We start from the raw sequence: 11506 nt of genomic DNA on the forward strand, positions 1-11506 counted from the left end.
GCGGGCGTCGATTCATTCGACATCACACAAACTCCTTTCAGTGCGAGGACTCGCGGTTGAACAGTCGTTTCGACCAGAGGTATCCGCCCAGCGCGATGACGGCGCACCAGGCGAGCGCGATCCACGCGTTGTTCCCGATCGGCTCGTCCATCAGCAGGCCACGCAGGGTTTCGATGACCGGCGTGAACGGCTGGTACTCGGCGAACCAGCGCAGACCGGCCGGCATGGAGTCGGTCGGGACGAACCCGCTGCCGAGGAAGGGCAGCAGAACAAGCGGCATGGGCAGGTTGCTCGCGGTCTCGACGCTCTTGCTCACCTGGCCGAGCGCGACGCACAACCAGACGAGTGCGAAGGTCACCACCAGCAGGAAACCGGCCGTGGCCAGCCAACCGCCCAGCCCGGCGGTGGGCCGGAAGCCGACCAGCAGCGCCACGCCGATCACGACCGCCAGGCTGACCATCGCCTGGATCATGCTGCCCAGGACGTGTCCGGTCAGCACCGAGACGCGGGCGATGTGCATGGTGCGAAACCGGGTGATGATGCCTTCGGTCATGTCCATGGCGATCGAGATCGCGGTCCCCTGGACCGTGGCCGCCACGGTCATCAGGATGATCGCGGGCGCCACGTAGTTGGCGTACGCGGCACGCCCGCCGGCCGCGCCGGTGCCTGCCGCCCCGCCGAGCCCGGCGCCCAGCGTGCCGCCGAGCACGTAGACGAAGAGCAGCAGGAAGACGACGGGCATCGCGATGAGCGTCACGGTCATCGACGGGTACCGCAGCATGCGCTTGAGGTTGCGGCGCAGCATCGTCGCCGAGTCGCGTAGCGGATGGAAACGGAGGCTCGCCGGGGCCGGGCCGGTGAGGACGGGGGTGCTCATCGGGTGGTCACCTTCTCGTTGGTGGAGTTGCCGGTGAGGGCGAGGAAGACGTCGTCGAGATCGGGGGTGTGCACGGACAACTCGTCGACCTCGACGGCCCGGTCGTCGAGCCGGCCGATCAGGGTCTTCAGCGAGCGCAGGCTGCCATCGCTGGGCACCCGCAGGGCGAGCGCGTCGTTGTCGCGCGAGGCGTGCTCCAGCACGCGCATGGCCGCGTCGAGGCCCTCCGGGTCGGCGAACCGCAGCCGGACGTGTCCGCCGGGGATGCGGCGCTTCAGTTCCTCCGCGGTTCCCTCGGCGACCACCCGGCCGCCGTCGAGGACCGCGATCCGGTCGGCCAGTTCGTCGGCCTCCTCCAGGTACTGCGTGGTCAGGAAGATGGTGACGCCGCCGGCCACCAGGTCCCGGACGATCTGCCACATGTCCCGGCGGCTGCGCGGGTCCAGTCCGGTGGTCGGCTCGTCGAGGAAGATCACCCGCGGGCTGCCGACCAGGGTCATCGCCAAGTCGAGCCGCCGCCGCATGCCCCCGGAGTAGGTCGATGCCGGCTTCCGGGCTGCCTCGGTCAGGTCGAACTGTTCGAGTAGCTGGGCGGCGCGCCGCCGGCCTTCACCCCGGGCGAGGTGGTGCAGATCCGCCATCAGCAGCAGGTTCTCCTCGCCGGTGAGCAGGTTGTCCACCGCGGAGAACTGACCGGTGACACCGATCGCGGCGCGCACCGCGTCCGGTTCGCGGGCGAGGTCGTGCCCGGCGACCCGGACGTCACCGGCGTCGGCACCGAGCAGAGTGGACAGAATCTTGACGGTGGTGGTCTTTCCGGCGCCGTTCGCGCCGAGCAGCGAGAAGACCGTTCCCCGTGCCACGTTCAGATCGAGACCGTCGAGCACGACGTGGTCGCCGAACGACTTCCGTAGCCCGGTCGCGGTGATCGCCGGTCGGGATTGCTGGATGGTCATGGGTTCCCTTCCCGGGGGCCAGAAGTGGATCAGGAGCGGTGGATGGTGATGTCGCCGTACGAGGTGCGGCCGCGTACCTCGACCCTCTCGTCGGCCTCGTCGGGCCGGGTGGCGTTCTCCAGCAGGTTGCGTACGTGCCCGAATGCGGTGTTCACCTCCAGCCAGGCGGCGGTGCCCTCGGCGATGCCGATGTCCAGGTCGCCCATGGCGGTCCCGAGGACGACCGAACCGCGGACCACCTCGCCGAGGCGGATGGTGCCGTTGGACGTCTTCGCGTCGACGCCGGCGCCGGCCCGCTCGACGGAGATGTCGCCGTTGGCCGCGCGTACCCGCAGGTCGCCGGTGACCGCGTCGATCGTGGTGTCGCCGTTGGAGTTCTTGACCACGGCAGTGCCCTCGACCTCGCCGATCTGGACCTTGCCGGAGCCGGTGGAGATCTCGGCGTTGCCCGTGACGCCCTCGGCGGCGACGTGCCCGGCCGACGTGTGCAGGCGCAGCGGGCCGGTTCGTTCGACCGAGACGTTCCCGGCGGAGGTCTTGAGCCGGCACTCCCCGAGCCGGCCGGCACACCGGAGGTCGCCCATCTGGAGGTCGGCGGACACCCGCGAACCGGTGGGCAGTTCGATGGACACGTCGACCGACCTGGTCTTGCGGGAGAAGTCGAAAGCGCGCGCCCTCGGGCCGGTGATCCGGAGCACGCCGTTGGTGTAGTCGACCCGGACCTGCTGTGCGGCCTTCACGTCGGACTCGTCGGATTCGTCGCTCGGGCGTACCTCGACGACCGTGTCGGTCCGGTCGCTCGCGGCGATCCGCACGTAGCCGACGCCGAGTTCGAGCGTGACGGAAATCGATTCGGGCGTCTCGAAATTGGGCATGGTCGTCCCCTCGTCATGGGTGGGTGAGCCGTCCCCGCAGGTCGGGGACGTGGTGTGCGGGAAGCGGTGCGTGCGGTGCGGCTAGCGCACCCAGCCGGTGAAGCCCTGCCTGGCCCGTTTCCCGCTGTCACGTGGCTCGGGACGCTGATCGCGATCGGACCGCTGCAAGCCGGCGGCGGCCGCCCGGACCAGCCAGGCGTTGACCGAGCGCCCCTCCTTGGCCGCGGCCTCCTCGATCGCGGCCTTGAGCTGCTCGGGCATGCGTACGTTGATCCGGGCGGCGGGGCCGTCCTCGGCGAACAGCAGATCGCTGTCCGGCGCGCCGTCGACCATCGCCGCACCGCCCCGAGCCGCGGGTTGGAGCGACTCGGCGGGCGGCAGGGTCACCACGAAGTTCGGATCGCGCCCGCGCAGGCGCAGCTCCACCGAACCCGGAGCCAGGTCCCGGGTGATCTCGTCGGCGGCGGCCGACAGCGCGTCCAGCAACGTCATCCGGATCGCCGACTCGAGCGACCCGGTCAGGCGCTCGACCAGCGCACGTGCCTCCTCACCGCCGGCTTCGGCAAGCGTGGCGAACTCACGTCCGAGGTTGCTCACATACGAGGTCAAGTCCATGGTGCCATGTTGGCACAGTGATGGCACACAGACAAGCCAGATTGGCTCACAGCAGTGTCATGTCTGGTGCCATCTGACGTGTCCGGATGAAAGAGCGCAGCTCAAGGGTGGGGACTCGCCTCCAGCCGGCGGCCGGCCGGGAAGCTACGGCCGGCGGCCCGTCACGCGACCCGGCGGCGCCGGGCGGGACGCCCGGCGCGCCGCGGCTCGGGCAGCACCTCCACCTCGAACCCGGCCCGGGCGAACAGCTCGATCGCCCGGGCCTCGGCGCCGCCCAGCCCGGCGGCCGGGGACGAATCGTCGAGCAGGGCGGTCACCAGGCAGTCGGAGCAGCCGCTCCCCCGGATCCCGCACCCCGCGCAGTCGATGAGCATCACGCCTCCTGGTGCGCTGCGGCGACCGGGCGCGACGCCACCGTCGCCACCCGAGCACCGTCGGTCACCACGACGCTAGGCGCGGGGTACGACAGAAATGGGACAACGGGGCCGCGGACGCCCCGAATGCGATCAAGCGCCCCGATCAGGACCGGGCGAGCCGGCGCAGCAGCGAGTCGGCGCCGAGCGGGTACGCGCCGTGCCGGCGTACCCCGTCGGCCACCTCCCGGTCGGAGGAGACCACCACCACCGGGCGGCCCGGCGGCTCGGCGCGGACCAGGCGGCGGATCAGCTCGTCGGCGGTCTCCCCCTTGCGGGAGAAGAGCACCCGCACGCCGCGCGGCGCCGGCGGCAGTCCGTGCATCCGTTCCGCCCCGTCGAAGACCACGGTGACCTCGTCACCGGTCTGCGCGGCGATCCCGCCCAACCCGGTGATCAGCCGCTGGCGCTGCTGCTCCAGCGACATCTCGCCGAAGCCGCGTTTGGTCACGTTGTAGCCGTCCACCACCAGGTGCGCCCGGGGCAGGGCGAGCAGCTGGTCCAGCCGGGCCGGGTCGTCGGTGTCCCGGGCCCGGGCGGCGGTGCCGGCCGCCGGCCCGACCGGCTGGTCGGCGGCGGCCTCGGCGACGAAGTCGGCGGGGAGCTTGTCGACCGGGTCGAGGGCCAGCTCCCGGCGCAGCCCGACGGCCGCCTGGCCGATCGTCTCCAGCAGCAGCCAGAGCCGGGCGTCGTCGACCGAGCGGGCCTCCTTGGCACTGGCCCGGGCCACTCCCGCGACGGCCTCCGCCTCGGCCAGCCGGGCCCGGGCCCGGCGCAGCTCGGCGTCAGCGTCGGCGGCCGCCCGGGCCGCCCGACCACGCTCGGTGGCCAGCAACTCGGTGGCCTTGCGTTCGCGGGCCTGGGTCTCCCGCAGCGATCGGTTCAGCTGCCGGTTCTCCTCGCGGAGCTGACCGAGCTCCTCGCGGACGCGGGCCAGCTCGTCGCGGAGCTTCTCCGCCTCGACCCGGGCCACCGCCCGGTCGTGCTCGGCCCGGGTGGCCCGCTGCTCGGCCTCGCGGACCAGCTCGGCGACGACCGCGCTGTCCGCCTCGGCACGGACCGCCGCGCCGCTGGCCTCGATCAGCTCCCGCCAGCCCCGCGGCCGGGCCAGGTAGGCCAACGCGGCCACCTCGACCGGGTCGGCGGCCGCCGGGGCGGTCCCCTCGACCACCGCCGCGCCCAGGTCGCCGGCGTCGGTGAGGACCCGGGCGGTGACCCGCTGCCGGAACAGCGGATCGGCGGCGAGCTGGGAGGCGATCGCCGGCGCGCCCAGCCGGGCGCGCCGGTTGGGCGCGAACTTGGCCACCCGGCGCAGCGGCACCGGCACCTCGTCGGCGGGCAGACCGGGCAGCACCGCGGCGGTGAGCGTGACGATCCGCTGCCGGACCGGCTCGGGCAGGGTCGGCTCCGGCTCCGGCTCGGGCGACGGCGCGCCGGGCTCCGCCCGGTCGGCCGACGGATCGCCCGGCTCCCCGGGGGCATCCTCACCGCTGGCGCGCGCGGCGACGACCGATTCCTCCTGCGGGAGGTTGTCGTCGTACGGCTCGGTGAGGGGCATGTGGCAAGTCTCCCACCGCGACCGGGCCCACCGCCCGGTGAGTGAGCCGATCTCTCATCCTAAACCCGCGGTTACCGGTGAGGCCGCCGGGACTCAAGTGTCGGACCGGGACGCTAGCGTGCCGCCGATGGCACAGCAGGAATACGTCCAGGAGGCGCTGGCCGGGCTCGACCCGGCGGCCGGCACGGTCGACCCGGCGTTGCCGCTGTACGCGACGACGTTCGTGGTGGTCGACCTGGAGACCACCGGCGGCTCGCCGGACGGCGGCGGCATCACCGAGATCGGCGCGGTGAAGGTGCGCGGCGGCGAGCAGTTGGGCGTGCTCGCCACCCTGGTCAACCCGGGTGAGCCGATCCCGCCGTTCATCACCGTGCTGACCGGCATCACCCAGGCGATGCTGCTGCCCGCGCCGCCGATCGAGCAGGTGCTGCCGAGCTTCCTGGAGTTCATCTCCGACGCCGTGCTGGTCGCCCACAACGCCCCCTACGACGTCGGATTCCTCAAGGCCGCCTGCGCCAGGCACGGCTATCGCTGGCCCAACCCCCGGGTGCTGGACACCGCGGCGCTGGCCCGCCGGGTGCTGACCCGCGACGAGGTGCCCAACCGCAAGCTCGGCACCCTGGCGGCCTACTTCCGCACCGCCACCCAACCGACCCACCGGGCGCTCGACGACGCCAAGGCCACCGTCGACGTGCTGCACGGGCTGATCGCCCGGCTCGGCGGGCACCGGGTCGAGACCATCGGCGACGCCATCGAGTTCGCCCGGGCGGTCACCCCCACCCAGCGCCGCAAGCGGCACCTGGCCGAGGGGCTGCCCAAGGCGCCCGGCGTCTACATCTTCCGGGCCGCCGACGACCGGCCGCTCTACGTCGGCACCTCCGGCGACATCGCCACCCGGGTGCGCAGCTACTTCACCGCCGCCGAGAAGCGGGCCCGGATCTCCGAGATGCTCGCCGCCGCCGAGCGGGTGGAGGCCGTGGAGTGCGCCCACTCGCTGGAGGCGGAGGTCCGCGAGCTGCGGCTGATCGGCGCGCACGCTCCGCCGTACAACCGCCGGTCGAAGTTCCCCGAGCGGGCGGTCTGGCTCAAGCTGACCGACGGCCCCTACCCCCGGCTGTCCGTGGTGCGCGGCATCTCCCCCACCGACGAGGCCTACCTCGGCCCGTTCAGCTCCCGCCGGTCCGCCGAGCTGGCCGCCGCGGGCTTCCACGACGCCGTGCCGCTGCGCCAGTGCACCCACCGGCTGTCGCTGCGCACGGTCACGCCGGCCTGCGCGCTGGCCGAGCTGGGCCGCTGCCCGGCGCCCTGCGAGCACCGGATCACCCCCGAGGAGTACGACGCCCGCGCGGTGGCGCCGTTCCGCACCGCGACCGCCAGCGACCCGCAGCCGGTGGTCGACGCGCTGCTGGCCCGCATCGAGGTGCTCGCCCGCGACCAGCGCTACGAGGAGGCCGCGGTGGTGCGCTCCCGGCTCGCCGCGGTGCTGCGAGCGACGGTACGGATGCAGCGGCTGGTCGCGCTGAGCCGGATCGCCGAGCTGGCCGCCGCCCGGCCGGCCGCGCGCGGCGGCTGGGAGCTGGCCCTGGTCCGGCACGGCCGGCTGGCCGGCGCCGGGGTGTCCCCGCCCGGTGTCCACCCCCGACCGACGCTAGCCGCGATCCGGGCCACCGCCGAGACGGTGCCGCCCGGCCACGGCCCGATCCCGAACGCCTCGGCCGAGGAGACCGAGCGGATCCTGTCCTGGTTGGAGCGACCGGAGACCCGGCTGGTCGAGATGTCCTCCGGATGGGCGTCCCCGGTGGCCGGCGCGGCCCGCTTCCGCGACCTGCTGACCAAGGCCGAGAGCGCCGCGTCCCGCCAACTCTCGACCGAACGCTCATGAGCAAGTGACCGATCGGACTACGTCAACTCACTTAGGCTGTTAGAGAAGTGCAGTCCTGCCCGTTTCGTGGGCCTGCTCCCGGTTGCCGGATCCACGGCGGCCGTGGGGCCGGGGTGAGGAGGTGTCCCTCGTGGACGTCGACGCCGGACACGGCGCCGCCCTGGGGGGCGCGCTTCCGACCCAGCCGGGGGACCTGCCCCTGGCCCGGCGGCTGCGGTCGCTGCTGAGCTGGCCCACCACCGAGCCCGATCCGGTCAGTCGGCTGGTCCGCGCCCACCGGAGCATCCACGCCGGCGCCGACCCGGCGGTGCTGCGCCGGGCCTACACCATCGCGGAGAACATGCACCGGGGGCAGTTCCGCAAGAGCGGCGAGCCCTACATCACCCACCCGCTCGCGGTCGCCCAGATCTGCGCCGACCTCGGCATGGACACCATCACGCTGGTCGCCGCCCTGCTGCACGACACCGTGGAGGACACCCGCTACACCCTCCAGGCGCTCGCCGAGGACTTCGGGCGGGAGGTGGCCCACCTCGTCGACGGGGTGACCAAGTTCGACAAGGCGTTCTACGGCAAGGCCGCCGAGGCCGAGACGATCCGCAAGATGATCGTGGCCGCCGGCAAGGACGTCCGGGTGCTGATCATCAAGCTGGCCGACCGGCTGCACAACATGCGCACCCTCGGCGTACGCTCGGCCGCCTCCCGCGAGCGGATCGCCCGGGCCACCCAGGAGGTGCTCGTCCCGCTCTGCGACCGGCTGGGCATCCAGACGTTGAAACGCGAGCTGGACGACGTGGTGCTGCTGCACCTGAAGCCGGAGGAGCACGCCCGGATCGCCCGGCACGTGCAGGACCGCCCCGGCTGGGACACCTACCTCGAGCAGGTGGTCACCCGGGCCCGGGTGGCACTGCGCCGCAACCGGGTCGACGCGGAGGTGACCCCGCGCCCCCGGCACCTCTACTCGATCTGGAAGGACACGGTGGCCGGCGGCCACAGCACGCCGTACGACCTGCCCCGGATCGCGGTGGTGGTGGACGGTCCGTCCACCGACTGCTACGCGGCGCTGGGCGCCATCCACGGCGTCTGGCGGCCCGTCCCGGGCCGGTTCAAGGACTTCATCGCCTCGCCGAAGAACAACCTCTACCGCTCGCTGCACACCAGCGTCTGCGGCCCCGAGGACCGCACCGTGGAGGTGCTGATCCGCACCGAGGAGATGCACCGCAAGGCCGAGTACGGCATCGCCGCCGACTTCCGCTTCCCCCGGGCCGAGGGCGCGGCGGCGGCCCGGGCCGAGCAGCTCGACTGGCTGCGTCGGGTGCTCGACTGGGAGCAGGACGCCCCCGACCCCGCGCAGTTCCTCCAGTCGCTGCGCTGCGACCTGGCCGAGACGCAGATCCAGGTGGTCGCCGAGGGGCGGCAGATCGTGCTGCCGGCCGGCGCCACCCCCGTCGACCTCGCGTACGAGCTGGGCACCGCGCGCGGCGACCACTGCCTGGCCGCGCGGATCAACGGCCGGCTGGCCCCGCTCTCCTCCCAGTTGGCCGAGGGGGACGTGGTGGAGATCTTCACCGAACTCGACACGGAGGGCGGTGTCGGCACCGACGCCGCGCCGCGCGGGCCGCGCCGGGAGTGGCTGGGCTTCGTGAAGTCCCCGCACGCCCAGATGCAGATCAGCCGATGGTTCGCCGAGCACACCGAGCCGGGCATCACGATCAGCGACAAGGTCCGCCTCGGCCGCGCCACCATCGGCCTCGCGCTGCGCCAGCACAACCGAGGGCTGGCCAGCGACCTGCCGCTGCTGCGGCTCTCCGAGGAACTCGGCTACCCCGACCTGGAGACCATGCTGGTCGCGGTCTTCGACCGGGTGCTCGAGCCGGACGCCGTGGTACGCCAGCTCATCGACCTGGTGGACCACCGGCAGTGAACGGGCGGGGCCCGGGGAGCACGAGTCATCCTCGCGGCCACTAGCCTGGACTCATGATCCCCCGCTCGCGCGCCACCGGACGAGCCTTCGCCTACCAGGTCTTCTACCGGTTGCCGCTGCCGCTGCGGCGACGCCTGGTACGGCTGGCCGTGCCGAAGTACATCGTCGGCGCGGTCACCCTGGTCCGCGACGCCGAGGCCGAGGGGGCGGGCCGGCTGCTGCTGCTGCGCCAGCCGCCCGGCAAGGGCTGGACGCTCCCGGCCGGGCTGCTCGAGCGCGGCGAGGCGCCGGTGGTCGGCGCGGCCCGGGAACTGTTCGAGGAGTCCGGCATCCAGCTCTCGCCCCGGCAACTCCAACCGGCCGTGCCGAACGCGGTGGTGCACGCCAAGGGCTGGGTGGACGTGGTGTTCACCGCCGAGGTGCCGGCGTCGACCACGGAACTGACGGTGGACGGCGCGGAGGTCTTCGAGGCGGCCTGGCATCCAATGGACGACCTGCCCCGGCTGACCTGGCCGACGGCGCGCCTGCTCGCCTACTACGACATCGGGCCGCTGGCCGGGCAGTTCCCGCCACCGGTGCCGGACACGATTCGGTGACCACGCTGGCCGGGCCCGACGTCTGCGCGGTGGTGCTCGCCGCCGGCGAGGGCACCCGGCTGCGACCGCTGACCGCACGGCTGCCCAAGGCGCTCTGCCCGGTGGGCAACGTGCCGCTGCTCGACCGGGCGCTGGCCCGGCTGGCCGGGCTCGGCCTGGCCGGGCCGGAACGGGTCGCGGTCAACGCCTGCTACCTGGGCGCGCAGGTGGTCGCTCACATGGGGAAGCGGGCCCACCTCTCGGTCGAGCCGGGCGACCCGCTGGGCACCGCCGGCGGCGTCGCCAACCTGCGGGACTGGATCGCCGGGCGCGGGGTGCTGGTCGGCAACGCCGACGCCTACCTGCACGACCCGGCCGCCGCGCCGGGGCCGGACATCGCCGCGCTGCTGCGCGGCTGGGACGGCGAGAGCGTACGCCTGCTCGGCCAACCCGCCGCCGACCCGGCGGCGCCCGGGACCTTCGACGGCCACGCCTTCACCGGGTTCTCGCTGCTGCCCTGGCGGCTGGTGCGTGAGCTGCGGGTGGAGTTCAGCGACCTGGTCCGGGCGGTGTGGCGGCCGGCGGAGGCGGCCGGGGCGCTCACCGTGGTGCCGTACGCCGGCACCTTCTACGACACCGGCACCCCGGCCAACTACCTGGCGGCCAACCTGCACGCTGCCGGCGACGGCAGCCTGGTCGACCCGACGGCCAGGGTGACCGGCTCGTGCCGCCGGTCGGTGATCGGCGCCGGGGCGAGCGTGCTCGGCGACGTCGAGCGGGTCGTGGTCTGGCCGGGCGCCCGGGTGCGGCCCGGCGAGCGGCTGCGCGAGGCCATCCGGGCCGGCGCCGACCTCACCGTGCCGGCCTGTCCCCCTCCGCCGCGCCACGATTCATGATCGGCTTCAGCCCTGCGCCGCCTGCCGACCGTCATCCGATCAGCGGCCACCGCCTGCGCCGGCCGATGAACATCTAGTGCGGTGTCCACTAACGTTCACCGGGTGTCCGGTGGTGTTGTGGATCCTCACCGTGAACGGTGAGCGACTCCCCACCGGGTGGTGGGGCGGGCCTCCGCGGGCCAACTGATCCTCGCGCCGACCGTGGGCGGCGGGGATCACGTCGGGACTGGCCGGCGCCGGGTAGGTGCCGGCCGGCTCGACGGTGCGTGACCACCTCCGGCAGCACGACGGCTGCGGTGGGGGTGGTGGGTCCGCCGCCCGGGGTGCGGGTGGCGATGCTGGCGGCCGCGACGAGGTCACGGTGCCCGGAGAACGCGCAGTGCGGGCAGGTCAGCGTCCGCACACGAGGTTTCGGCACCCGCCGTCGGCAGGCGGGACAGGTCGATGACGTGCCCCGCTCATCGACGAGCCGGACGGTGATGCCGGCGAGGGCGGCCTTGTCCGTCAGGATCTGGATGAGCCGGCCGATCTGCCACTGCCGTAGCCGCAGGTTGTGCCGCCGCCCCGCAGCGATGTCGAGCACGCCGCGGGGGTCGCCGACGCGCAGCACACCCACCCGCAGCTGCTGGGCCCAGGTGATGACGGTGCGGGCGGCTTCGTGCTGGGCCTGGCGGACCCGCCGCTGGTGCCGGCCCTCCACCAGCCGGGCACGACGGCGGTAGCGCCGCCACCGGCGTGACCCCCGCTGACCCGCCTTCGGGGCCCGGCCGGAAACGGCTCGGCGGCGGGCTTTGCTGTCGGCCAGGTGCATGCGGTGCTCGGCGCGGATCGCCCGCCCCGACACCAACAGCCCCTCACCGTCGGGGCCGGCCACCGCGTACGGGTGGATGATTCCCAGGTCCACCCCGGCTATCCGGCCCGGATCCGGCTCCTCACCC

The 11506-nt window shown here is 73.5% G+C and carries 11 protein-coding genes; 4 read left to right on the forward strand and 7 right to left on the reverse strand.

The window, feature by feature from the left end:
- Positions 1-37: 37 nt before the first annotated feature.
- The 6 genes from ACVCAH_RS33205 to ACVCAH_RS33230 all read right to left on the reverse strand — a co-directional run bounded on the left by ACVCAH_RS33205 (position 38) and on the right by ACVCAH_RS33230 (position 5294).
- Positions 38-877 carry an ABC transporter permease gene (locus tag ACVCAH_RS33205; RefSeq protein WP_447140195.1) on the reverse strand — a complete coding sequence of 280 codons (840 nt, stop codon included), beginning with the start codon at positions 875-877 and terminating at the stop codon, positions 38-40.
- Positions 874-1833: an ATP-binding cassette domain-containing protein gene (locus ACVCAH_RS33210; RefSeq protein WP_447140196.1), complete on the reverse strand. Its 960-nt coding sequence runs from the start codon at positions 1831-1833 to the stop codon at positions 874-876. The genes ACVCAH_RS33205 and ACVCAH_RS33210 overlap by 4 nt, the downstream gene beginning before the upstream one ends.
- A gap of 29 nt (positions 1834-1862) precedes the next feature.
- Positions 1863-2708: a DUF4097 family beta strand repeat-containing protein gene (locus ACVCAH_RS33215; RefSeq protein WP_447140197.1), complete on the reverse strand. Its 846-nt coding sequence runs from the start codon at positions 2706-2708 to the stop codon at positions 1863-1865.
- A gap of 81 nt (positions 2709-2789) precedes the next feature.
- Positions 2790-3323 carry a ribbon-helix-helix protein, CopG family gene (locus ACVCAH_RS33220; RefSeq protein WP_447140198.1) on the reverse strand — a complete coding sequence of 178 codons (534 nt, stop codon included), beginning with the start codon at positions 3321-3323 and terminating at the stop codon, positions 2790-2792.
- A 161-nt stretch (positions 3324-3484) separates the two neighbouring features.
- Positions 3485-3697, reverse strand: coding sequence for a hypothetical protein (locus ACVCAH_RS33225; RefSeq protein ID WP_447140199.1), 213 nt, complete (start codon positions 3695-3697; stop codon positions 3485-3487).
- A gap of 145 nt (positions 3698-3842) precedes the next feature.
- The gene (locus tag ACVCAH_RS33230) at positions 3843-5294 is read right to left on the reverse strand and encodes an NYN domain-containing protein (RefSeq protein WP_447140200.1); all 1452 of its coding nucleotides are present in this window, start codon (positions 5292-5294) and stop codon (positions 3843-3845) included.
- Positions 5295-5421: 127 nt separating this feature from the next.
- On the opposite strand from ACVCAH_RS33230, the gene ACVCAH_RS33235 reads away from it, so the two are divergent.
- The 4 genes from ACVCAH_RS33235 to ACVCAH_RS33250 all read left to right on the forward strand — a co-directional run bounded on the left by ACVCAH_RS33235 (position 5422) and on the right by ACVCAH_RS33250 (position 10568).
- Positions 5422-7176, forward strand: coding sequence for a DEDD exonuclease domain-containing protein (locus tag ACVCAH_RS33235; protein WP_447140201.1), 1755 nt, complete (start codon positions 5422-5424; stop codon positions 7174-7176).
- Between the two features lie 130 nt (positions 7177-7306).
- Entirely contained in the window at positions 7307-9097 is a 1791-nt protein-coding gene (locus ACVCAH_RS33240; protein WP_447140206.1) for a RelA/SpoT family protein, read from the forward strand.
- A gap of 53 nt (positions 9098-9150) precedes the next feature.
- Positions 9151-9693, forward strand: a complete 543-nt coding sequence (locus tag ACVCAH_RS33245; protein WP_447140202.1) for an NUDIX hydrolase — start codon at positions 9151-9153, stop codon at positions 9691-9693.
- Positions 9694-9698: 5 nt separating this feature from the next.
- On the forward strand, positions 9699-10568 hold the full coding sequence (locus tag ACVCAH_RS33250; RefSeq protein ID WP_447140207.1) for a nucleotidyltransferase family protein: 870 nt from the start codon (positions 9699-9701) through the stop codon (positions 10566-10568).
- 88 nt (positions 10569-10656) lie between these two features.
- On the opposite strand, the gene ACVCAH_RS33255 is transcribed toward ACVCAH_RS33250, so the two are convergent.
- Positions 10657-11506, reverse strand: an 850-nt coding sequence (locus ACVCAH_RS33255; RefSeq protein ID WP_447140203.1) for an RNA-guided endonuclease TnpB family protein, incomplete at its 5' end; no start/stop codon positions are given.

The sequence above is a fragment of the Micromonospora sp. LZ34 genome, assembly GCF_052981855.1.